Raw genomic sequence first — 24,269 nt, forward strand, 5'->3', positions numbered from 1 at the left:
CGCAGGAAAAATAATTCAAGGTAAGGCGCTCGATTGAGCAATAGCTGGCTATTGGGAGTGAGAGCAACACAGCCTTGAGCTATTTTAACTAGTACAAGTGAGCAATAACTTAATGGGATTGGTATTAGAGTCATTTGCATAGATTGCAGTTGGTTTGTTGTTAAGGGAGATATTACCAATATTAAGACCAAGCTGGCGCAAATAAATAAGAGGGTTGCGAAAGCCAATCGCCATAAACCACCATTAATCGGCAGGTTAAAAAAGTAATATCCTAAAGCTAAAATAATGCTCACTTGAATAGTGCCAATAAAAATATAAGGAAAAATTTCACCTATTATTAGCTCTAGCGAGGCTAACGGTGCGGTAATTAGCAATTCCATATTTCCGTGCTCGCATCTACATATAATTGCGGCTGAGGTGAATAATCATGGTCATGATAAGAATAATAGCGACTAGGCCAGCTTCAATTAGCTCTACATTTTGCGTGTAATAGATGAAGCTTTTTACTGGTGGTTTCTTAATGGCTGGCGTTATTATATTTTTTGCTCATCCAGTGATGAGGATAAGAATTAAGCCATGTGTAGGCAAAAAAATACCATGGCGGTGTACATTCCTTTTCACACAATAATATTAATATCAGGTAAATAGAGAGCAACACAGCCTTGAGCTATTTTAACTAGTACAAGTGAGCAATAACTTAATGGGATTGGTATAACACTTAAGCGCAGGCTCAGTTCAAGACGAATTGGTCTTTAGTTAGACGCTTTCTTTAATCTGTCAACCAGCTTAGCACTCGCAGATAAGAGCTCTAAGGCGGAGATTAAGCTGTGATTTTTGTTACTAATCGCCACTTTCAATCAGCGAAAAAAAAATGTGCCATAAGCCTGAGTAATCTCGTGTTAAAAGCTCTGATTTTGCTACAATCAAGTAATAAAATAAATGATGTAAATGTCGCTAATTAATCCCGTTGATTTGCTTTCAACTAGGGGGTTTTGCTAGAGATAGCTTTGTTGCTTTTTAGGTTGTGTAAAGCGCAACTGTTATGACTAAATTTAATTTTACCTGTCCTAACGAGGACGTTTCCAAAATTTTTCAGTAAGAGGTATGTATGGAATATCAATTTATAAATGATCCAATAACTGGTGGCGCTATGGCTAAGTTTTCACTTGAGCATGAAGTTATTGGACCTTGGTTAGAAGTTGAAGTAGGTGCTGACCCGACAAAGCTAGCCAATCTATTATCTGCAATTGCCGACATTGAACAAGAGAAAAAATTGGAAATCACCATCACAGGTAGCGAATATACCGTGGTTTTTAATCGCGGTGATGTCACCGTGCAAACCAATGCCAGCATGGATGGGATCGAGGTGTTGCCAGAGGATCTGATTGAAGAAGATATTGAATTTGATCAACATGACTCATCGTCTTGTGGGCGTGAAGACTTTCGGGAAATACTATTGTCTTGGGCAAAGTTTCTTAATAAATAGTCATAACTCACCGCTTGGTTGACTTATCAGGCTAAGTCATTATTATTACTATCTTATTAATATAGTAATAAGATAGTAATAATTAAGATATAAACTACTTTGGCCTATCCCTTTTAAGCTTTAATTGAGAATTGATGATGAACTCTGCGGTTGAAAATAATAACAAAAAACCCCGACGTATGATCTCACTGCGCTTGGTATTAACCCCTATCGCTATTATTTTAGTCGCTATTATTGGCTTAATTATTTTTGCGTTCTTATCACCTAAGCCGGCAAAAAAGCCTGTTATTATCAAGGCGCCGCTGGTGGAAGTTAAAAATATTGCCAGACAAGATGTAGGTTTTGTTATTGCTAGCCAAGGTAGTGTATTACCTCGTACACAAACAGATTTAATTTCGGAGGTGTCTGGACAAATAACTTTCGTAAACGAGAAGTTTAATGTTGGTGGCTTTTTTACTCAAGGTGAAGTGTTATTGAGTATTGATGACATTAATTATCAAGTGGCATTATTACAAGCACAGTCGCAATTAGACGCTGCTAAAGCGGTTTTGATTGAAGAGCAAGCGAGAAAAGATCAGGCAGAAGACGAATGGTTGTTAACTGGTCGAGCTTTGTCTGAAGCCCCAGTACTTGCTTTACGCTTACCGCAATTACAAAAAGCAAAAGCTGATATTAAAGCAGCAAAAGCCAATGTAATTGGTGCAGAAGTGAAGCTAGCGCGTACTAAAATAATCGTGCCTTATGATGCAATCGTAAAAGAAAAACAAGTAGATATAGGTCAATATGTATCTATGGGCTCAGCTTTAACAACCATATTTGCTGTTGATTATGCTGAGGTTAGACTACCTATTAAGCCGCGTGACGTAGGTTTTTTAAATTTACCAAAAATTAATGCCAAGCAAGTCAGTAGTTCAACCGTTGATATTTACTATAAATTAAATGGCACTGAGCATCATTGGGCGTCGAAATTAACCCGTTATGAAGGCGAGGTTGATAGTCGAAGTCGGGTACATTATGTCATTGCTCAAATTGATGATCCCTATAGTATTTTATCCCCGAGTAAACACCAAGAACTGCGGATTGGCAGCTTTGTTAATGCCAAAATTTCAGGTAAAGAAGTTAAAGATATAGTCACTATTCCCCGTGATGCTTTACATGGCGCCAATAAAGTTTACCTAGTAGACCAAGATAATAAGTTGCATATTCAAGAGATTAGCCCATTACGTAACGATGCTACTTATGTTTATAGCCATGACACCTTTGGCGCAGGCTTTCGATTGGTCACCACTCAAATGGAAGCTCCTGTCGAGGGCATGGCGCTACGTGTCTTAGGCGAGCCAGAAAACCCACCAAAAGTCCCAAGCGAAGAGAGCATTGCCAATGTGCAAGGTGACGACGAATGAGCAAGTTGACTCAAGCCGATAACGACGAAAAACACACCGGTATTATTGCTTGGTTTGCGCACAATAGTGTCGCGGCTAATCTGTTGATGGTGTTTATTTTAGTTGCAGGGTACTTTTCTTATCAGGGCATTAATAAAAAAATGTTTCCTGAGTTTAACGCCAATAGTATACAAGTCATGGTGCCACATTTAGGTGCGGCACCAGAAGAAGTTGAACAATCAGTTATTTTAAAAGTTGAAGAAGCATTAGAAGATATTGAAGGTATCAAGCGTATTACCGCAACGGCTAGAGAGGGTGTGGGTATTGTTACTATTGAATTGCAATCAGGCTATTCAATGTCAGAAAAACTTGATGAAGTGCAAATGCAAGTTGACGCCATTACCACCTTCCCTGAGCAAGCTGAAAAGCCAATAATCACTAAACAAGAGTTTAAAGGTCAGGTGATGTGGTTGTCGGTTAGTGGCTCAATGGAGCGACGCGCTCGACAAGTGATGGCGCAAAATATTCGTGATGAAATCATGGCATTACCTAGTGTTAATAGTGCTGAAATTGTTGGCAACCGTGACTATGAAATTAGCATCGAAGTTTCTGAAGAAAAACTGCAACAGTACCAACTGACCTTTGACGAAATTACTCAAGCGGTGCGTCGTTCATCGTTAGACATGCCTGGCGGCACTATTAAAGCTCGCGGCGGCGATATTTTGCTGCGCACAGAAGGCCAAGCTTACACCGGACATGAATATGGCGATTTAGTGTTGCGTACCGATGTCGATGGTACGCGCTTAGTGCTTTCAGACATTGCTAACATTAAAGATGGCTTTGTTGAGCAAGAAGACTTTGCCACCTTTGATGATGAAAACACTTCAAGCATTATGGTGCAGTCAACCGGTGATCAAAATGATTTAGAGATCGCTGCTCAGGTGCGGGGTTATGTCGATGAAAAAAATCAGCAATTACCTAAAGGCGCGATATTAACTGTTTGGGGAGATAGTTCATATTACCTGTCTGAGCGCTTAGATATGATGATTGATAATATGTTGATGGGGGCGTTTTTAGTTTTTATCGTGCTAACGTTGTTTTTAAGAATAAAAATCGCTTTTTGGGTAATGTTAGGCATTCCGATTAGCTTTTTTGGTGCCTTGTTAATGATGCCATTATTAGGTGAATGGTCAGTATCAATTAACATGCTGAGCTTATTTGCCTTTATCATGGTACTGGGCATTGTGGTTGATGATGCTATTGTTATTGGCGAAAGTGCCTATGCCGAAATTGAGAAATATGGCCATTCTCGCGATAATATTATTCGTGGCACCATGCGTGTAGCCATGCCCGCGACATTTGGTGTTTTAACCACCATAGCGGCATTTACACCGTTACTGTTTATTGATGCCAGTTTTGCTGCCTTTTTCCGTTCTATTTCTATCGTGGTGAGTTTTTGCTTAGTATTTTCACTGATCGAATCGAAATGGATATTACCCGCCCATTTAGCGCACATGAAATATGTACCGTTAAGCGCTGAAAATTCCAATTTTCTTGAGCGTTTTCAAATGCGCTTTAAGGAAAGGCTCGAAGACTTTATTCATAACGTTTACAAACCCTTTCTCGAAAAGGCCTTAATTGCCCGTTACAACACCATGGCGATATTTGTCGCGATATTAATCTTGTCGATTAGCCTTATTGCTGGTGCGTTTGTCAAACTAGAAGTGTTTCCTAATATTCCGAGCGACTTTATTCAAGGCAACATTATTATGGTGGATGGCTCTCCTGCGCACCAACGCAATAAAGCAATAGCGCAAGTAGAGAAAGCGGTTAAGACCATCGCCAAAGAAAATAAATATAATGGCGTAAGTTTTATTAAGCATAAAATGATCTTCACTAACGGTAATAGCGTTGCCAATGTGTTGTTAGAACTAGTAAAGCCCGATCAACGTGAGCTCGATGCTTATCAAATAGAGAAGCTTTGGCGTGATGAAATTGGTGAAATTCCCGGCGCTAAAGAGTTACGCTTTTTTGCTGGCACCAATGCTGGTGGTGGCGCGGCGATTGAATTTCAGCTAACGGGCCAAAATGACACTGAGCTTGAAGCGGCAGCTGAGTCTATTCAAGCGCAACTAAATAGTTATGATGGTGTTTACGATGTGCGACATTCTTTTAGCCGGGGTAGCCAAGAAATTAAACTCAGTATTAAGCCAGAAGCCGAAGTATTGGGCTTAACCTTATCGAACTTAGCCAAACAAGTCAGGCAAGCCTTTTATGGTGATGAAGCACAGCGTATTCAACGTGGCCGTGATGAGTTAAAAGTGATGGTGCGTTATCCTGAATCTAGCCGTTTATCGGTATCTGATTTAGAAGATATGTGGATCAGAACACCTCAAGGTGAAAAAGTGCCATTTTATCAAGTGGCCAATATTGAAATAGGCCAAGGTTTTTCCACAATAACGCGTATTAACCAGAAACGTTCAATCACCATTTCAGCTGATATTGACAGCGATAAAGTTGAATCAAGGAAAGTCGTTAGTGAAATGAATGATGATTATATTCCTGAAATTATAGCGGACTACCCTAGTGTGGAATATGGCGTTGAAGGGGCAAGTAAAGATCAAGCTGATTTCTTATCTCAACTTGGCTTTGCCGCCATTGGTGCGATGTTTTTGATTTATGGCTTAATCGCTATTCCCACTAAGTCGTATAGCCAACCCTTGGTGATTATGTCGGTCATTCCTTTCGGTATTATCGGTGCCATAATCGGCCATTGGTTACTTGGTCGTACAATTAATATGATGTCAATGTTTGGCTTTATTGCCTTAACAGGCGTGGTTGTTAACGATAGTTTGATCATGGTCGACTTTATCAATAAAGCCAAAGGTTCGGGTATGCGAATGTTCGACATTGTCAGTCAAGCGGGCACCCAAAGGTTTAGGGCGATATTGTTAACCTCATTAACAACATTTTTTGGTGTTTTCCCATTATATTTTGAACAAAGCTTACAAGCGCAATTTATTATACCTATGGCGATTTCATTAGGCTTTGGTATTGTTTTTGCTACTGTGATCACCCTGTTTTTGATCCCGGCACTTTATTTGATTAAAGAAGATATCGCCAATCTCTTTAGAACACCACAAGAGGTAGATGTTGAAACAACACCGAATTGATAGTCGATTTAGCGCTTTTAGCTATAAGTTTAAAGCTGTCAGTTTGTAGTCACTTCTCGGTGTAGCGAGCACCGAGATACTTCGTCCTTCCTCGAGCAGAGTAAAAATTAAATGGGAAGGATTTGAAGAGGTAAGTAATTGAAATGTAATATTTTTAGTATCTAAAGTCCCAACTCATTCCCTTCTCATTGTTTCCTCCCTGTAAAAAATAATAACATAATTTACAGGGAGAAAAGCAGGAGGACTGAAGGAGGAAAAATACTACAATACTAGCTACTTTTATTATTGAAGTCACTTCTCGGTGTTACGCGCAGCGCCTCGGTGGTGAATAGTTTTTTGGTGATAATAAATTGAAATATAATATTTTTAGTATCTAAAGTCCCAACTCATTGCCTTCTCATTGTTTCCTCCCTGTAAAAAATAATAACATAATTTACAGGGAGAAAAGCAGGAGGACTGAAGGAGGGAAAACACTACAATACTAGCTACTTTTATTATTGAAGTCACTTCTCGGTGTTACGCGCAGCGCCTCGGTGGTGAATAGTTTTTTGGTGATAATAAATTGAAATATAATATTTTTAGTATTTAAAGTCCCAACTCATTGCCTTCTCATTGCCTTCTCATTGTTTCCTCCCTGTAAAAAATAACAACATAATTTACAGGAAGAAAAGCAGGAGGATTGAAGGAGGGAAAACACTACAATACTCAGTACTTTTACCAGCCTATAGCGCTAAGCCAATTTATAATGGCATTAGTTAAGCTGTTTTTCGGGTAGTAACCGGTCACTTGATTACTTAATTGCCTTTGTCGGTAATATATTTTCATGGCCCTTTTAGCCGAATTTTTTCTCATTTTTGCGTTTGCGATAACTAAACGGTGATCGCGCTGCAAATATAAATCGAGTATAGGATAATTGGTTAGCGCTAGTTGTTGAGCAATTTTATCATTTTCGGGCAATGTTGGCATATAACTACTGAGCATTACTAAAGCACTGGGCTCAGCGACCAATGCTTGTTGATAGATGTCGAGTAATACTGCGCTATGATTGCCCTCTGCGACCACAATAATGACGCCTGGGTAGTTTTTGGCTTTTGTAATGACCGCTTGCATAACCTCAGCAAATTTTTTCTCGTAGTTTGTTAAAGTTTTAATATTTTCAGTGTTACGTTCTTGCGCTGTTAGGGCTTGCGAAGGGTAGCTTTGTGGTTTGCGCGGGGGATGCAAGGTAATGGTGGTCCAGCCATGTTGCGGCATATTGTTACGTAGCTGATTGAGTGCATTAGGTGTTGCTATGCTTTGTTGCCAATCAGGAATTAACACCATCACACCTTTATTAATTGCCGTGGTGTGTTCACTAATGACAGTAAGATAGCGGTTAGAGCCAACAAGTAATGGGGTTATTTTTTCTTGTGCTAGGTAATGTTTAATATCTTGTTGTTGCTGCTCAAAGGCATCAATAGGGGCGTTGATCATCACTTTGCTTGGATGATCAGCTTTTGTGGACGCAGTGCTAGCTTCAGTTTCAGTGTTAGTGTCAGCTTCAGTACTTTTTGGTGCGGTTGAGCTCGTGCTTTTAGTTTGCTCAGTGTTTTCAGTTGGTTTTTCAGGCGGAGCAGACTCCATCGCCCATGAGTGAGCGCTGTTAACTAACAGGCTTAACGTGATGAATAAGAATATTGGGCGTATGTTTAAGCGCATAATAAGCAAACTTCCTTAGACAGGTGGCTGTTCAATAACTGAATATTTAGCATCAATAACGTATGATTAATAGTTTTAAAACCGCTCTAGCTATTTTATCGACGTTAGTGGAACTTTCTTTAATTAACTAGCGCCGTTCTTGGTTCTAATCAAACGGACAGGTTTGTGAAAATGTTAAGGTTTGCGCTGTTACTGGGTGGCTTATTTGTAGCATTTGGGCATGTAATTGCAAACGATTGCTCATCGCTAACGCTTGCTCATGGGCATACAGTCGATCACCGAGTATGGGGTGGCCAAGCCATAGCATATGCACGCGCAACTGGTGAGAGCGTCCTGTTACCGGTGTCAACTCAACTAAGGTGCTGGTTTGACCGTCAATATTTTCGCGATAACTTAATACTTTATAATGAGTTAATGCCGCTTTGCCTTGTTGATGATCTATTTTCTGTTTTGGTCTATTAGGCCAATCACCCATTAGGGGTTGCTCAACAGAGCCTTGAGCTTGTTCAACTTTACCAAAGACCCGGGCGATATAGCTTTTTTGCGTTAAGCGCTTTTCAAACTGACGACTAATGCCGACATGCGCGGGTTTATTAAGTGCCATGACCATAATGCCAGATGTCGCCATGTCTAATCGATGGACGATGGTTGCTGTAGGCAGTACTTTTAACACTCTATTTTCTAAACAGTCTTGGTGCTCAGGTAAGCGACCAGATACGGTTAATAAACCGCTGGATTTATTGACCACCACAATATCATTATCGTGATAAATAATATCAAGGTAGGGGCGCATTTGTGGCTGATAAATAAAGTCAGGGTTAGCAGCCATTTTATTGTTTTCCTTTTGTACTTTTGAATTTTTGAACTTTGTTAAGCCAAGCCATCAGGTGACATAATATGCGCAGTCTGATGGCTTTTTTCAATGGCTTTCTAGTGTTTAGCCTAGCGTAATGACTTAGTTACTCACGACAATTAAACGTATCGCTTCAAATTGAATTTTAGCTTTTTCAATATACTCAGCTAGGGCCTTTTTTTGCATGATAATAAAGTCAATTTCTTGCTGACGCACACTTGGGTTTATCGCTTTTAGTGCGGTTAAGCGTTGCTGCTCTTCATCCATCGCCGCTTGCATACTGGTAAGCGCTTTTTGTTGAATCGAATTAACTTGCTGCTCGGCATGGTCTTCTGCTTTGGCAACTAACGGAGCCACTTGGCTTCTAAGTGCCTTAACTAACTGTAATGCCACTTGCTTTTTAACGGGTGATAATTGTTGATCCAATACCGTTTCGCTGACTTTATCCGCAAGGTTATTGCCATTTTTGTCAACTAATACACGAATAGGCGTGGTGGGTAAATAACGTCCTAGTTGCAAATTGCTAGGCGCGATGGCGGCTAAGGTAAATATGCACTCTAAGAAAAATGTGCCAGTCGGTAGTGCTGGATTTTTCAAAATACCAATACTAGAGTTACCAATTTCATCACAGAGTACAAGTTCCATAGCGCCGCGCACCATAGGATGATCCCACGTGATCAGCTGATAATTTTCAACAGCTAAAGCGGTATCACGATTAAAGGTGATGGTGGTGCCGTCTTCAGGTAAACACGGGAAGTTGCTACATAACATATGCTCAGAGGGTTGCAGGGCAATGGCGTTATCAGCTTTATCATCTTGTTGAATACCAAAAACATCTAGGAGTTGAAACATAAATTGTGGTAAATGAATTTGCTGATCTAGTTGTTCTATCTTCTTCACTAAAGCATGCGCTTTACCTTGGCCAGAAGAATGTAACTCAAGCAGTTTATCACGACCGGTTTCTAAATCTTGTTTGATGGTCAGATGCTTTTCATGACTTTGCTCAATCAAGAGTTGCGCTTCGCTAGAGTCCCAGCTGGCACTAAGCGCAAGCTCAAATAAGTTTTCACCAAAGGCTTTAAATACTGCGTGACCGGTAATGCAGGTATGTTCAAAAGCATTCAACGCTTGTTGATACCAATTAAACAGTAAGCTCTGTGCTGACTCTTCAAAGTATGGCACATGAATACGAATAGTCTCTGTTTGACCGATACGGTCTAAACGCCCGATACGTTGTTCAAGTAAATCAGGGTTACGCGGTAAATCAAATAACACTAAATGATGAGCAAATTGGAAGTTACGTCCTTCACTACCAATTTCAGAACACAGTAGCACTTGGGCGCTATCTTCATCTTGAGCAAAATAGGCGGCAGCACGATCACGTTCAAAAATACTTAAGCCTTGATGAAAGACTGCCGCACGTATACCTTCTTTAACACGCAAGGCTGTTTCTAAGTCGATGGCGGTTTGCGCATGCGCACAAATAACCACGACTTTTTCTTTTTTTAATGACTGTAATAATGTTATTAAATAGTCAACACGTGGGTCAATATCAACCCAGTCTTCATGGCTATCTAAGCTGTACAATATTTCGGGTGTAAACAACAGTTTTGCTTGTGCTTGCGACTTTAAATCTTTCGTCGTGCCCGACAACAATAGTTCATTGACCGAATCTTGATAGGCTTCTGGCATTACCAATGGCGTGGCATGTAATTCACGGCCAGGAAAACCTTTAATGGTGTTGCGACTATTACGAAATAATATTCGGCCAGTGCCATGACGGTCTAAAAGCTGGTCAAGAATATGCTGGCGAGCGTTGTTTTTAGGCGCTGTTTCTGGGTGATTAATCGCCGCGATATCTGCGCTAACGTCGGCTTCGTGCAATAAAGTAGTTAAGGTGGTTATTTGTTCAATCGCTAAGGGCTCATCGGTAACCAAAGTATTGGCCGCATTAGCGACTTCGGTATAATGCAGTTCTTCTTCAGTGAATTTTTGATAGTCGAAAAAGCGGTCAGGATCAAGTAAGCGCAAACGGGCAAAGTGACCTTCATGGCCTAACTGATCCGGTGTGGCTGTTAACAATAAAACCCCAGGAATAGTTTGCGCTAACTGTTCAATACATTGGTATTCAATGCTGACATTATCTTGCTGCCAGTTTAAATGGTGCGCCTCATCGACAACCATAAGATCCCATTCTTCATCCATAATAGCTTGATACCAACGAGGGTTTTTGGTAATAAAGCCCAGATTGACCAGCACCAGTTGCTCAGAACTAAAGGGGTTTTCATCTTCGCTGTTAGCGGTGATTTCTTCACAGCGACTTTCATCAAAAATACTAAATGACAAATTAAAGCGGCGTAACATTTCAACCAACCACTGATGCATCAATGACTCTGGTACTATGATAAGCACACGTTTGGCGCGGCCAGTGACCAGTTGTTGATGAATAATTAAGCCCGCTTCAATAGTTTTGCCTAAGCCGACTTCATCAGCTAACAAAACTCGTGGCGCAAAACGACTACCGACTTCTTCAGCAATATATAATTGGTGTGGGATCAAACTAACGCGACCACCGCTAAGGCCAGTTAAATCAGATTGTTGCTGGTTAAATTGATGCTGTAAGCAATCTTTGCGTAAGCGAAACCAATCTAGACGATCAATTTGGCCGTTTAGTAGGCGGTCATGAGGTTTATTGAATTTAATAAAATGATCAATCATCATTTCTTTTAACGAGCAGGCTTCACCTGTGTCTTGTCGAGTACCAAAATAAGTCAGTAAGTTTTTGTCTTCTTGAGAAGATTCGACATTAAGTGACCAGCCCTCATGACTTGGAATATTATCACCCGTATTAAAAATCACTCGCGTTAGCGGGGCATTATCTATAGCGTATTGTCTTGCATCCCCTGTCGCCGTAAACACGATAGTAACAAAACGACCTTCGACAGCGGTAACCGTACCTAGTCCTTGATCTGACTCACTATCACTAATCCAGCGTTGTCCAGGGTAAAATGACATAGAAAAAACTCCAACTCAATAACTCGCGCAAAAAATGCACGCCAAAAAAAGGGCGCTATAGTATCGTTAATCATAGAAGTGATCATTAAATAAATCCGTAAAAGGGGACTTTTTTTGCTTTAAATTTATAGAATTGAGTTCTGCTTTTAATGACAGCGCCTTTTTAGCCCAATAATGATTGATATAACGTAGCGATTCATCAGTAAAAATCTGCTTGCTTGCGGAAAAGTAAACTGTCAAAGTGGTGATAAGTTTAATGGCATAAGCTGTTTTAAGCTTATTTTTAGAATGGCTTTTTATGATAGTAAAGCTATGGTAAAAATGAACAAGTAATGACATTGTTTTGGTTAGATGAATTATTAACTTTTTGTGGTTTCTAGCAGCAGTTTTAAGCAATAATGCTGTGCAGCCTTCAACTTGGGAAAGGACTTTCATATGACAGCAAATAAAATTATTTACGTGTTAGACACTAATATCTTACTACACGAACCCTTCGCTTTTCTCTCTTTTAAAGAACATGATGTCGTGGTGCCAATGACGGTACTAGAAGAATTAGACTCTATCAAAGACCGCCACAAAGATGTTATACCAATTTGATTAATTAAGTGATCACCTTTTTCATGAGGAAAAATGGATAAATACAAGGCATAAAATTTAGTCAGTAGTTATTCACCTTATAAATTTTATAACGCTGTAGTTATTCATTTTAACCCTTAAAAATGAGCAGGTAATTAATCAACTTGGTATTATACCAATCCCATTAAGTTATTGCTCACTTGTACTAGTTAAAATAGCTCAATGCTGTGTTGCTCTCACTCCCAATAGCCAGCTATTGCTCAATCGAGCGCCTTACCTTGAGTTATTTTTCCTGCGCACAACAAGATCACAAACTTAATGGAACTGGTATTAGTCGTGATGCGCGAGTAGCGATCAGAGCGCTTGAAGATACTTTAGTTAATGCCACGCCAGAACAAGTGCTAGCAGGAGTTAAATTACCGCAAAACGACGACCTACACCCCAGCGAATGTTTAGCCATTTTTAACGATTATGCCTTAGACGAAAGTAAGGTGAAATTGTCTTTTAATGAAAATGACAATCGTATTATCAGTAGCGCTATTTATTTACAAGCCAAAAACCCAGACAATAAAGTGGTGCTAGTCACCAAAGATATCAACATGCGCTTAAAGGCCAAAAGTGCAGGCCTGGCTTTTGTTGAAGATTACCGCACCGACCAACTGATTGATGATATTAAGTTTTTAACCAAAGGGTATCATCAATTTTCGGGTGATTTCTGGCAACAGATCAATAACTGTGAAAGTGAAACACAAGGCCGTAATACCACGCACTATATCAAGCGTGACTTACTGCCTAATTGTTATATCAATGAATACTTGATTGATGAAGGCGAACACTTCGCGGGTAAGGTTACTGGCTTGGACGATGAAAATTTAGCGATAACTGATTTGAGTCGTGAGCGCTTAATGGCCAAACAAGCGTGGGGTATTTATCCAAAAACATCTATCAAGGTATGGCAATGGACGCCTTGCTTGATCCAACCATTGATTTAGTTATTCTTACCGGCCCAACCGGCTGTGGTAAGACCTTACTTGCCTTGGCAACCGCGCTAGAGCAAGTGATTGAACGTGGGCTCTATGATAAGATTATTGTTACCCGTAGCACTCCTGAAATAGCTGAATCAATTGGTTTTTTACCGGGCACCGAAGAAGAAAAAATGGCCCCTTGGTTAGCCGCCATTACCGACTCGTTAGAAGTGCTGCACAAACAAGATGAAAATATGAACGGTAGTCTTAACTACATTATCGATAAAGCGAATATTCAGTTTAAATCAGTCAATTTTATGCGCGGCCGCAGTATTCAAAATACCTTGGTGCTATTGGACGAATGTCAAAACCTAACGGCTTCACAACTGAAAACCATTATTACCCGTTGTGGCGAAGGCACAAAAATAGTGTGTTCAGGTAACTTAGCGCAAATAGATAGTAACTATTTAACCGCAGTAACATCCGGTTTGACCTACATAGTTGAGCGTTTTAAGAATTTTCCAGGTAGCAGCAACATCAACTTAAATGGCGTTGTGCGCAGCCGTTTAGCATCATTTGCTGAAGAAAATTTATAAAGACACAACGTTACGGTTATTTCATTCTTTGATGACAATATAACTGTTAAATTTTTCAGTGCTATCCTCAGTCGTTACTTTGATTTAATATGATGTCATAAAGTTAAAGGTAAATTGCCGGTGAGTTAACACTCATCGCCTTTACCTTTATATCATTATTAGGGCTTGTTAGTGTTAGCAGAAAATTCAAAAGAGCAACTTCTCCAACGCTACAATAAATCGATAATTGTAGTTTTTTCCAGTATTATACTACTAATTTTTATTATCACTTTTTATAATTATAATCTTGCCCGTCAAGATTACCGAGATTATAAATTAGCGCAGCTGAGCGAACATAGCGCACAGCTCAATAATAAACTGACCAATACGGTAGAAACCCTCACAGGCATACGTGATTTAGCTGAGTATTATTTACGTTTCCCAACAGAATTACCCAGTAAAGCTCCATCGTTGCGACAAGAAGGTCGCTATTTTTACCTTGATAAAAATCGACAAAATTTAAGCACTAATAATCACATTATGAGTGGAAATATTACGGGTGTTGGCCGTATTGATACTTTTAATCAATCGCTGCAGCATGAGTTAACTATGGCCAATGCTTTAACGCCAGCCTTTGTTATTGCACAAAAGTCAGTCAAAGAAGCTAACTGGCTGTCTTATATTTCAGTGCAACGCTTTGTTAACTTATATCCTTGGGTGCCAAGAAGTATCTGGCAATATAACGATCAAAGCTTAAGTAATGATTTAATGCTGCAGATCAAAGCTTCACAGCACGAGGATGAAAAGTTTTGGGCGCAGCCTTATGTTGACTTGGCCAGTCAAGGTTTAAATACCGTGCTAGGTATGGGGGTATATTTAGACCATGAGATGAAAGGGGCTGTGCTCATCGATATGAATACGGTGGGCTTATATAACTATTTACCTGAGGTAAACGAAGCAGACCATGGCTACATTATTGTTGATAAGCAAAGCCATGTTCTGTTGCATAAAAACAGCAGCAATCTCACCCTCAACGCACAAACCGCCTTTAGTGATACTGCACCGTCGCAATTAAACCAGTTTAGTTATCAAGCGTTACTCAATATTATGCCAAGTGCTAAAATTGGTGACTGGGTTGTTCAGCAGCAAAAGTTGGTCATTAATGACTGGATTTTATTGGAGTATCAGCGTACAGGAAGTTTTTATAATACGATTAATCAGCGTTTTCTGTCGATATTGATCAGTGTTTTTCTTGGCTTTCTAAGTTTATTAATCGTGGCCTATTACGTTACATATCGCCCATTTATTGAGCCATCTAAAAAATTCATTAAGCATATTGAATATTGTTCAGCCGGTGACCCGGGTAAAATAAAACCCCCTGCTGAATGGCGCCACTGGTTTAAAATTGTTGAAGATTTATTTGGCGAAAATCGCAGTTTAATGCAACGCTTAAAAGATCAAAATATTGATCTAGATTTAAAGGTAAAAGAAAAAACTCAAGCGTTATTGTATAAAAGTGAGCAACACCTGCGTGACTATGCACTGCTACGATCAGTGATGGATGCTATTCCAGACTACATTCTATTTAACGATCAACAAGGTGCTTTAATTGGCTGTAATCAGGCGGTTGAGCAACTGGTGTTACGAAAAGAAGCGGATATTTTAGGTGGTCAAATTAATGATTTTATCGCGGCGGATATTAGTAAAAAAGTGGCGCAGAGTATTAATAAAAATCAACAAGGACATTCATTTTTGGCACATCATCAAATGGTGTCAACTGAGCATCATACTTATGAAATTTATCAAGCGCCGTTTTATGGTGAGTTTAATTTCTTACTCGGTAGTATTATTTTAATTCGTGATGTGACTGAGCAATTTAAGGTTAACCAAGCCCTGCAGTACGCTAAAAATCAAGCCGAAGAAGCCAATCAAATTAAAAGCCAATTTTTGGCGAATATGAGTCATGAAATTCGTACGCCAATAAATGCCATGCAAGGAATGTTTTTTCTGTTACAGCAAACTCGATTAAATAAGGTTCAGGAGCAATATTTAGGTAATGCTCAAACGGCTTCAAATACTCTGCTTTATTTAGTGAACGAATTGCTTGATTCTGCCAAGGTAGAGTCAGGAAATATGTCTGTACATAAAGAAATGACAGGACTAGAAAGTATTATATCGCAAGCACTTAACCTCAACATGGGGGCATTAGTGGGCAAAGATTTAAGTTTAAGTGTTGCCATTGATAGCCAAGTACCATTAGATATTCATTCTGACACTATGCGTTTAGTGCAAGTGTTGAGTAATTTACTTAATAATGCGATTAAGTTTACTGAACAAGGCAAGGTTGCTCTTAGTGTGTCACTATCTTGCCCTGTCAGCGGATCGGCTAATGTAAAAAATATTGTGGTTTTATTTAAGGTAAAAGACACCGGTATTGGTATAGAAAAATCAAAACAAACGGGGTTATTTGAAGCATTTAAACAAGCGGATGAGTCGATGACCCGAGTTTATGGCGGTACAGGGCTGGGGTTATCAATATGCCAACATATTGCGCATTTACTGGGAGGTAAAATCTTTATTGACAGTACTTTAGGCCAAGGGGCTGAATTTACCTTAGCTTTACCTATGGATGCGTCAAAAACTATGGTTTGTAATACTGATTATTCTGAGCAGTGTTTAACTAAGTTTCGACCGCAATTCTCGACCAGTACTATACTTAATTTAGCGGTAAATATACCTGAAAAATTACGAGAGAATTTTATTGATATTGCGCAAACTGTGATAGCTATTTCAAGTGTCTCGGCGCTAAAAACTATCAATGCTAAAGCGGATAAAATATTGCTTATCGACAGTAGTCATTATCCACAAACCTTGTTGAAAAGTGAATTGGATATTATCAAGCAAGAGGTTACTGTACTGGCGCTGTGCCAACCCATAGCAAGCGTTATTTCAGTAGAGCTACTTGAGCAATTAAACCGCAATAGCATTAACTACATGTTGCTTGAAATGCCGTTATATCGCAATGTTATTGCCAAGTTGGCCAAGGAGCTTTATCGGGTCTCATCAATTGGTGCGATAAGGGCCAATCACCTAACGACTAACGCTAATGAACTTGATGTTGTACAGCCAACAGTAGGCAGTCTCGCTGGACTGAAAATATTGTTAGTTGAAGACAATCTGGTTAATCAATTGGTGGCGGTTAAATTATTGCAGTCTTTGCAGGCACAAGTGCTTGTTGCGCAGAACGGTCAAGAGGCGTTAGAAAAATTACCGCTGGAAAATATTGATATTGTGCTGATGGATATTCAAATGCCAGTCATGGATGGTTTAACAGCAACTCGGCATATTCGCGCTCAACCACAATATGACCACTTACCTATTATCGCTATGACAGCTCACGCGCGTGAAGAAGACAAACAGCAGTGCTTAGCAGCCGGTATGAACTTACATATTGCTAAACCGATTAGCCTAAAGGTATTACGCGATAGTATTTTGTCGCAACTTGTCAAAACACCTAATTAATTGAGCTACTATTAAGTGCTAGGTTCAGCAAAAAAAGCTTCAGCATAATAGCGACCATTGCGTATGGCAAATTCAGCACTTGCTGACAACTCACCAATGCGCATCATTGCTGGGCCAGTGGGCTCAGCTAAAATATAATCTAGGCCACCAATAGTGATGGTTAGCTCATTGCCTTCGCTGGGGATATTTATCGCCAGTAGGGCATGATTATCAATAAAAACTAACATCATTTTCATACGTGGCATTAACGCTCTAAAAATAGCCGCGGTTAGGGTTACTTTACTGTCACAATCACCTTGGTTTTGCCAAAGTATTTGCAGTGGTGGATTAAACCCTGCGCCGGTTGATGTCACCCTTGATTCTAACCTAGCATAAGGAATGCTTTGGATAAATCCGAGCACATAATCACTGACTTTTCTAACACTTTCCTCACCAACACGGGCTAGAATAAGGTCTTTTAGTATGGAAAAATCAGCAAACGATTCTTGTGCGAAGCGAACATGATCGGGCTTAATGGCTAAGCTGTTATCGTAAGCAGTAAATTGGGTATAATAGTTACGGGTTAAATGCTCATTCATTAAATCTTTTTCAAGCTGAGCTATGGTCTCGTAAGCTTGGTCAAGTGCTGTTTGATTTTCACCTGTGAGTTTAATTTGTAAATTATTATCACGACCGACGAAGCTGATCTTGACATCAGCGATAGGATTTTGTGTCAGTTGTTTCCTAATTTGTTGATCAAGGTATTTTTTAGCATGGTTGGCTTTATAACTTTTAAAGTTTCTAAAACGATCAAATAAATGCATTTTATCGATAGCAAAATTCAACGACTGTGGTTGCTGAGCTTGGTCTAACCATTGGTAGTTAAATTGTATATGTTCATCAGTTGTTGTTTTATTAAAACCAAGTTGCTTCGCCAACGTTATCGCCGGAAAGCATAATATTAAAATAACCACGGTACTAAGAAATCTCACCACTCACCTTTTATTGTTAAATATTAACTTCTCAAGCTTATACCAATTTCACTAATTTTGTGAGCATTTTTCTTGGTTAAAATAAGCCAAGACTTTGCTATTTATTTAGTAATTAGAACAATTAGTTATTAAATAAATACCTAGTATTTGGTTATGTATACTGGCTATAAAATAGCTGGCCTAATCAATAAAACCGGTATGAGTTTCATTTTTAATGCCAGGTGAATTTATCATTTTACTTTTACTTTTACTGTCTTTGCTATATATTCAAACGAGTGTTTTAATTAATTGTTTAAATTACCTGTTTGGAGAATGTGATGGCTGACTATCAAGTACCTTTAAAAGATATGAATTTTTTGTTATATGACGTATTTAATGCTGATAAATTGTGGCAGTCATTACCGGCGTTAGCGGATCGGGTTGACCGAGATACCGCCGAAGCAATTTTGGAAGGTTGTGCAAAAATTGCAGAACAAGAAATAGCGCCATTATCACGTAATGGTGATGAAGTAGGAGTTACTTTTAATGCCGGTAAAGTCACTACAGCACCGGGCTATAAAGCAGCCTTTAAGACTTATGCTGAAGGTGGCTGGACGTCATTAGGCGGAGACCCTGACTTTGGCGGCATGGGTATGCCTAAAATGTTAACTGCATTTCATGAAGAGATGCTATGTTCGGCTGATATCTCATTTTCACTTTACCCAGGCTTAACTGCTGGTGCTGGCTTGTCGTTAGCAAAACATGGTAGTGAAGAGTTGAAGAATCGTTACTTAACCCGTATTTATGCCGGCGATTGGAGTGCAAGCATGTGTTTAACTGAAGCACATGCCGGTACTGATTTAGGTATGATTAGAACTAAAGCGGTGCCGCAAGCTGACGACAGTTATTTAGTGTCAGGGACAAAAATATTTATTACCGCTGGTGAGCACGATCTGACAGAAAATATTATCCATTTAGTGTTAGCTAAGTTGCCAGATGCGCCAGCAGGACCTCGTGGTATTTCATTGTTTCTGGTACCAAAATTTCATGTTAATGATGACGAGTCAATCGGTGAACAAAACCAAGTCAGTTGTGGTTCTATCGAACATAAAATGGGTATTCATGCTTCAGCTACCTGTGTGATGAATTTTGATGGTGCTAAAGGTTATTTAGTCGGTGAACTTAACAAAGGCTTAGCCTGTATGTTTACCATGATGAACTTTGAACGCATTGGTGTGGGTATCCAAGGTTTAGGTGCGGCAGTTCGTTCATATCAAAATGCCTTAGAGTATGCCAAAGATAGAATTCAAGGACGTTCTTTATCTGGTGTTAAATCGCCTGATGCACAAGCTGATTCATTATTAGTACATGGCGATGTTCGTCGCATGTTATTAAATATGAAAGCGTTAAACGAAGGTTCACGTGCCTTATCAACTTATATTTCGATGCAGTTAGATATTGCAACGTATGGCACGGGTGAAGCGCAAGTTAAAGCGGACCAACTGGCTGCGTTGATGACACCGATTGCCAAAGCGTTTTTTACCGATCTGGGTTTTGAAAATACGGTTGCCGGACAACAGGTTTTTGGTGGCCATGGTTATGTTAGAGAATGGGGACAAGAGCAATTAGTACGAGATACCCGTATTGCACAGATTTATGAAGGCACTAACGGTATTCAAGCAATGGATTTATTAGCTCGCAAAGTGGCCGGTAGTAAAGGCAAATTTGTCGACGTATTTCTTCAAGAAGTACGTGCTTATATGCAAGCGGATAAAGTTGATGCTATGCAAGAGTTTACTCAACCTTTGGCTAAGGCCACAGATGAGCTTGAAGAGTTAACCCAATACTTGTTAACCGCAGCACAGGCTTCTCCAGAAGAACTCGGTTGTGCAGCAAATGACTATTTACATGTCTTTGGTTATACGGCGATGGCTTATGTTTGGGCTAGAATGGCAGAAGTGTCATTGGCTGCTAACGATGATAAAACTTTTCATGAAAGTAAAGTGCGCACCGCTCGTTACTACTTTGCCAGGTTATTACCACGTACTCAGTCGTTGATCGCCTCAGCGAAGTCTGGCCAAAGTGCAATGTTTGATATAGCTGAGGAGCTTTTTTAAACACCAGCTTTACTCGCCATTAAATACCGTACGAAAAAGTCAATTCATTCACCTTGAATTGGCTTTTAATTTTTTATGACTTAGATAAGCCATCAGTAGTTTAAATCTGCATCAGCAATGTGGCACAATAAGCGACTTTATACTTATTGTGCAGAGCTATAGTGCAAGGTATTCAGTATTTTTTAGTACTATTTAATACTATTCAATACTATTTAGCGTGTTAATTAACTATTGAGGAGTTTGCTCGGCAGTTTACTGATAAAATTATTGGATACTTCACAGCGAATCATTGACCTTATGCCAATTTCATTAATTAGGTGGTCTACTTTATACGTAGGAAAAACCACCCAATATAAGGTATTTGTTTCAATAACTCGTAGTGCTAATTATTAAATAAATAACGCCGTAGTGGGTTGTTTTAACCAAGTGAAATGATCAGATAATTAATGAGATTGGTATTATAGCCAATTCATTATATTAGCCGCTACTTAGAGATTAATTGGCAGAGGTAATGGCAGATATTAAATTTTTAAAGAGCCACGATTAGGGAGAAATCAGTGCGTATTTTGAGTGCTTTACTTATCATAATGCTAGCAGCATGTAGCAGCAAGCAAGATAAAGTTGTTGTTATTAAACCGGTATGCGATTTGGCATATTCGCCTTATCAAGCAACTGTTACCGGCTACTGTCAAGAAGTGGCTGCTGAGCTACCAAAATCATTAGACATTATTAATAAAAGCATAACGATTAAGCCATTAGATGAAATTTCTGAGGTGTTCTGGTTTAACAAAAAAATGAAATACTCGTTAATAAAGCAAGAAGCGAGTGCACCCTTGATTTTTATTATTGCCGGTACTGGTGCGAGTTACGATAGTGTGAAAATGCTCAGCCTGCAAAAAAGTTTTTTCCAGCAGGGCTATCATGTTATTTCATTGTCATCGCCAACCTTTGCTAATTTTATTGTTAACTCACCTAATACCCAATATATGCCGGGTGATTTAGCGCATGATGCAGAATATTTATATCAGGTAATGAATTTAGTTTGGGCACAAGTTCAAGCTCAAGACGAAGTAGAAGCCTCGTCATTTGCGCTTACCGGTTACAGCTTAGGAGGCGCACATTCGGCATTTATAGCACTACTGGATGAAGAAAAGCAGGCGTTTAACTTTGAAAAAGTTCTCCTGATCAATCCCCCGGTTAGTTTATATAACTCAGTCAGTATCTTAGATAAATATTTTGACCTGCGTGACAACCGACAAGCAGCGGTTGCTATGTTTGATGACATTTTTTCCCGTTTTTCCACTGTTTACTCAGCGCAACGGTCTTCGAAATTTGATCAAGGCTCAATATTCAGTTTATTTAAAAATGTCGCGTTAACTGAAGCCGAATTAAAACTGTTAATTGGCGCCTCGTTTAGAATATCGTCATCAGATATGATATTTGCCATCGATGTTAGTTTTAATACTGGTGCAATTACTTATAAAAACCACACCATAGGCAAGCTTGAGAGTTTGACCCATTCACTGCAACGTGCCAGTAATATCACCTTTGGTGATTATTTTGACCGTGCCATGCTACCCAGAGCCCAACGCGAAGATGCCAACACCACCAAAGCCGATTTGATCGAACGGTATAGCCTACATGCAATTGAAGATTATTTAATAGCATCTGATAAAATTTATTTGGTCACCAATCAAGACGATATTATTTTACAAGCGGGCGAGGTGGAGTATTTGCAGGCGATTTTTACCGACCGAGCGAAAATTTTCCCTCGTGGTGGACACTGTGGCAACCTCGATAGATTAAGTTTTGTTGAGCACCTACAGACCATATTTCAAGGAGGGTTAAATTAATGCCAATGCTTGTAAATAAGTCACCTAAGTTGTTCGCTATCGCCCTGTGTTTTTTATTATCAGCCTGCTCCTCGCAGCCAAGCTTAGAAAGTACGGCAGTAACACCAATCATTGCGGTACCAGATAACCCTCAAGACTTAGGTGTGTTGAGTGCTTATAGCGATCCTTGGGAAGGGTTTAATCGTCGTATGTATTATTTTAATGCTAAAGCTGATGAATACGTTTTATTACCGATAGTGACGGGCTATAAGCAGATTACCCCTGATGTTGTTGAAACTGGTTTGAGTAATTTCTTTAATAATTTGGCTGAAATATCGACATTTATCAACTCATTATTACAATTTAAATTATCAGTGGCCGGCGAAACCTTAGGGCGCTTCGCGGTTAATACAACTTTAGGTTTAGCAGGATTAATCGATGTTGCAACACCGATAGGTTTAGCCGCACAAGATGAAGACTTTGGTCAAACACTAGGTTTTTGGGGCGTTAAGGCTGGACCATATCTTGTGCTACCTCTGTTGGGACCGTCGTCGCTGCGTGATGCCAGCGGTCTGGTCTTTGACAGCTTAGCGGATCAACAAGTGATGGACGAACTGGGCATGAAATCTGAGGAGGAACTTTATCTTTCATTACTCAACAGTATTGATGTTAGAGCCAGATTACCTTTTCGCTACTATGGCTCGGGTTCAGCATTTGAATATGACTACCTGAAATTACTTTATAAGAAGTATCGTGAAATTCAGGTCGCTCGTTAAGCTAACTTAAGTATATTGCAGCGACCAAAATGAGCTAAATTTGCCCAGCGTCAGACATCTTAATCTGGCTTTGTAATAACAATTAATGGTAGGTTTAGCTATTTTATCAATTACAGGTATAATCACGCCTGGTAAATTTTATAGGAATGTCTTTTGTTAGCTGTTATTCGTGTCATATTGATGACTTTTGCTTTAGTTATCATCTGTGTTTGTTCAATTTTATTTTGTTTGATTCGACCATTTCATCGCGACAATGTTCATCATACGGCTAATTACCTTGGCAAAGTTGCAAAAATTTTAGGTTTAGAGGTTGAGGTTAGAATACCTGAGTCGACAAAAAATATAGGCCCTGTTGTCTATATCTGTAATCATCAAAATAGTTATGATATTTTCACCGTCAGCAATGCTGTCCAACCTGGAACCGTCAGTGTTGGCAAAAAAAGTTTAAAATGGATCCCCTTTTTTGGTCAAATGTATTGGTTAACGGGTAATATTTTAATTGATAGAAAAAATAAAAATAAAGCCATGAACACGATTGATATGACCGCTAATAAAATCCGTGAAAAAAAGCTATCTGTCTGGCTTTTTCCAGAAGGTACACGCAGTTACGGCCGTGGTTTATTACCCTTTAAGTCAGGCGCTTTTCGCACGGCGGCAAAAGCTGAGGTACCTATTGTTCCTGTTTGTGCGAGCAATAGTCATAAAACTATAGATTTGAATCGTTGGGATAACGGTAAAATGATTGTTGAATTTTTACCGCCGGTATATTTATCTAGCGAAGATAAAGATAAAATTCGTAACATAACCAATAAAACCCGTAGTGACATGTTAGTGAAAATTGAACAATTAAATATTGAAACAGGCCAGAAGTTACCACCAGAAAATGACAAGAATTCGCCAGATAAGCAAAAAAGTGAGATAAAATAATGATTGATGAAGCATTGCAACAATGGCAAGAACATACCGAACAATTGATCGCTACCCTAGTTGAAGATGGCACTAATGAAGAAGTTCACCACACCATTGAACATCACTTTTCTAGTGGAGACTTTGATACGCTAGAAAAAGCAGCGATTACAGCATTTAAAAGCGGTTTTGAAATTGAAGAGCCAGAAGAGGCTGAATTAGAAAATGGAGAGAAAGTTTTTGCCTTCGATATTGTGACCGAACAAGCTTTAGATTTTGATATTATTTTTGATGAAACAAAAACGATGTTCGAATTAGCAAGAAAATGTAATGTTGATTATGATGGCTGGGGTACATACTTCGAAGAATAATCAATAATCAGCAAGTAACAATTAGCAATCAATAATCAGCAATGAACAATCAGCAATTAAAATAAGTAACTC

16 protein-coding genes and 1 pseudogene are annotated in these 24,269 nt (G+C 39.3%); 11 read left to right on the top strand and 6 right to left on the bottom strand.

The genetic code is table 11. The features are described 5' to 3' along the window. The coding region (locus ESZ39_RS10445; RefSeq protein WP_317615709.1) for an ABC transporter permease at positions 1-380 on the bottom strand (380 nt) is incomplete at its 3' end. 728 nt (positions 381-1,108) lie between these two features. On the opposite strand from ESZ39_RS10445, the gene ESZ39_RS10450 reads away from it, so the two are divergent. From ESZ39_RS10450 to ESZ39_RS10460, 3 genes are all read left to right on the top strand, one after another. Next, positions 1,109-1,486 carry a YacL family protein gene (locus tag ESZ39_RS10450; RefSeq protein ID WP_146879855.1) on the top strand — a complete coding sequence of 126 codons (378 nt, stop codon included), beginning with the start codon at positions 1,109-1,111 and terminating at the stop codon, positions 1,484-1,486. Positions 1,487-1,620: 134 nt separating this feature from the next. Continuing rightward, positions 1,621-2,889, top strand: coding sequence for an efflux RND transporter periplasmic adaptor subunit (locus ESZ39_RS10455; protein WP_146879856.1), 1,269 nt, complete (start codon positions 1,621-1,623; stop codon positions 2,887-2,889). Then, positions 2,886-6,041: an efflux RND transporter permease subunit gene (locus ESZ39_RS10460; RefSeq protein ID WP_146879857.1), complete on the top strand. Its 3,156-nt coding sequence runs from the start codon at positions 2,886-2,888 to the stop codon at positions 6,039-6,041. The genes ESZ39_RS10455 and ESZ39_RS10460 overlap by 4 nt, the downstream gene beginning before the upstream one ends. 714 nt (positions 6,042-6,755) lie before the next feature. Here ESZ39_RS10460 and ESZ39_RS10465 read toward each other — a convergent pair. From ESZ39_RS10465 to ESZ39_RS10480, 4 genes are all read right to left on the bottom strand, one after another. Further along, a complete protein-coding gene (locus ESZ39_RS10465; protein ID WP_146879858.1) occupies positions 6,756-7,739 on the bottom strand; it encodes a DUF3530 family protein in 984 nt (327 codons plus the stop codon). Positions 7,740-7,884: 145 nt separating this feature from the next. Beyond that, positions 7,885-8,568 carry a pseudouridine synthase gene (locus ESZ39_RS10470; RefSeq protein WP_146879859.1) on the bottom strand — a complete coding sequence of 228 codons (684 nt, stop codon included), beginning with the start codon at positions 8,566-8,568 and terminating at the stop codon, positions 7,885-7,887. A 126-nt stretch (positions 8,569-8,694) separates the two neighbouring features. Continuing rightward, the gene (rapA, locus tag ESZ39_RS10475; protein WP_146879860.1) at positions 8,695-11,607 is read right to left on the bottom strand and encodes an RNA polymerase-associated protein RapA; all 2,913 of its coding nucleotides are present in this window, start codon (positions 11,605-11,607) and stop codon (positions 8,695-8,697) included. 66 nt (positions 11,608-11,673) lie between these two features. After that, a complete protein-coding gene (locus ESZ39_RS10480; RefSeq protein WP_146879861.1) occupies positions 11,674-12,042 on the bottom strand; it encodes a hypothetical protein in 369 nt (122 codons plus the stop codon). Here ESZ39_RS10480 and ESZ39_RS10485 point away from each other — a divergent pair, their 5' ends adjacent. From ESZ39_RS10485 to ESZ39_RS10495, 3 genes and pseudogenes are all read left to right on the top strand, one after another. Continuing rightward, positions 12,043-12,204, top strand: coding sequence for a PIN domain-containing protein (locus ESZ39_RS10485; RefSeq protein WP_411266876.1), 162 nt, complete (start codon positions 12,043-12,045; stop codon positions 12,202-12,204). A 257-nt stretch (positions 12,205-12,461) separates the two neighbouring features. After that, positions 12,462-13,744 (top strand): annotated as a pseudogene (locus tag ESZ39_RS10490) (PhoH family protein). A 171-nt stretch (positions 13,745-13,915) separates the two neighbouring features. After that, on the top strand, positions 13,916-17,245 hold the full coding sequence (locus ESZ39_RS10495; RefSeq protein WP_146879862.1) for a response regulator: 3,330 nt from the start codon (positions 13,916-13,918) through the stop codon (positions 17,243-17,245). A gap of 11 nt (positions 17,246-17,256) precedes the next feature. Here the strand turns inward: ESZ39_RS10495 and ESZ39_RS10500 are convergent, their stop codons facing one another. Next, on the bottom strand, positions 17,257-18,216 hold the full coding sequence (locus tag ESZ39_RS10500) for a hypothetical protein (protein ID WP_223270348.1): 960 nt from the start codon (positions 18,214-18,216) through the stop codon (positions 17,257-17,259). 317 nt (positions 18,217-18,533) lie between these two features. On the opposite strand from ESZ39_RS10500, the gene ESZ39_RS10505 reads away from it, so the two are divergent. The 5 genes from ESZ39_RS10505 (at position 18,534) to rraB (ending at position 24,197) form a co-directional block, all read left to right on the top strand. Continuing rightward, on the top strand, positions 18,534-20,312 hold the full coding sequence (locus ESZ39_RS10505) for an acyl-CoA dehydrogenase C-terminal domain-containing protein (RefSeq protein ID WP_146879863.1): 1,779 nt from the start codon (positions 18,534-18,536) through the stop codon (positions 20,310-20,312). A 557-nt stretch (positions 20,313-20,869) separates the two neighbouring features. Continuing rightward, positions 20,870-22,165: an alpha/beta hydrolase gene (locus tag ESZ39_RS10510; protein WP_146879864.1), complete on the top strand. Its 1,296-nt coding sequence runs from the start codon at positions 20,870-20,872 to the stop codon at positions 22,163-22,165. Further along, entirely contained in the window at positions 22,165-22,920 is a 756-nt protein-coding gene (locus tag ESZ39_RS10515) for a VacJ family lipoprotein (protein WP_146879865.1), read from the top strand. The genes ESZ39_RS10510 and ESZ39_RS10515 overlap by 1 nt, the downstream gene beginning before the upstream one ends. 153 nt (positions 22,921-23,073) lie before the next feature. Next, positions 23,074-23,847, top strand: coding sequence for a 1-acylglycerol-3-phosphate O-acyltransferase (locus tag ESZ39_RS10520; RefSeq protein WP_146879866.1), 774 nt, complete (start codon positions 23,074-23,076; stop codon positions 23,845-23,847). After that, on the top strand, positions 23,847-24,197 hold the full coding sequence (rraB, locus tag ESZ39_RS10525; RefSeq protein WP_146879867.1) for a ribonuclease E inhibitor RraB: 351 nt from the start codon (positions 23,847-23,849) through the stop codon (positions 24,195-24,197). Before ESZ39_RS10520 ends, rraB begins: the two co-directional genes overlap by 1 nt. Positions 24,198-24,269 lie beyond the last annotated feature (72 nt).

The organism is Colwellia sp. C1TZA3 (assembly GCF_007954265.1).
In the GTDB taxonomy this organism is placed as follows: Bacteria; Pseudomonadota; Gammaproteobacteria; order Enterobacterales; family Alteromonadaceae; genus Cognaticolwellia.

What these genes read in the sequence shown, in the direction of transcription:
- ESZ39_RS10515 (WP_146879865.1), top strand. Translation starts at nt 22,165, where the DNA reads ATGCCAATGCTTGTAAATAAGTCACCTAAGTTGTTCGCTATCGCCCTG.
- rraB (WP_146879867.1), top strand. Translation starts at nt 23,847, where the DNA reads ATGATTGATGAAGCATTGCAACAATGGCAAGAACATACCGAACAATTG.
- ESZ39_RS10460 (WP_146879857.1), top strand. Translation starts at nt 2,886, where the DNA reads ATGAGCAAGTTGACTCAAGCCGATAACGACGAAAAACACACCGGTATT.
- ESZ39_RS10485 (WP_411266876.1), top strand. Translation starts at nt 12,043, where the DNA reads ATGACAGCAAATAAAATTATTTACGTGTTAGACACTAATATCTTACTA.
- ESZ39_RS10470 (WP_146879859.1), bottom strand. Translation starts at nt 8,568, where the DNA reads ATGGCTGCTAACCCTGACTTTATTTATCAGCCACAAATGCGCCCCTAC.
- ESZ39_RS10505 (WP_146879863.1), top strand. Translation starts at nt 18,534, where the DNA reads ATGGCTGACTATCAAGTACCTTTAAAAGATATGAATTTTTTGTTATAT.
- ESZ39_RS10465 (WP_146879858.1), bottom strand. Translation starts at nt 7,739, where the DNA reads ATGCGCTTAAACATACGCCCAATATTCTTATTCATCACGTTAAGCCTG.
- rapA (WP_146879860.1), bottom strand. Translation starts at nt 11,607, where the DNA reads ATGTCATTTTACCCTGGACAACGCTGGATTAGTGATAGTGAGTCAGAT.
- ESZ39_RS10455 (WP_146879856.1), top strand. Translation starts at nt 1,621, where the DNA reads ATGATGAACTCTGCGGTTGAAAATAATAACAAAAAACCCCGACGTATG.
- ESZ39_RS10450 (WP_146879855.1), top strand. Translation starts at nt 1,109, where the DNA reads ATGGAATATCAATTTATAAATGATCCAATAACTGGTGGCGCTATGGCT.
- ESZ39_RS10480 (WP_146879861.1), bottom strand. Translation starts at nt 12,042, where the DNA reads ATGAAAGTCCTTTCCCAAGTTGAAGGCTGCACAGCATTATTGCTTAAA.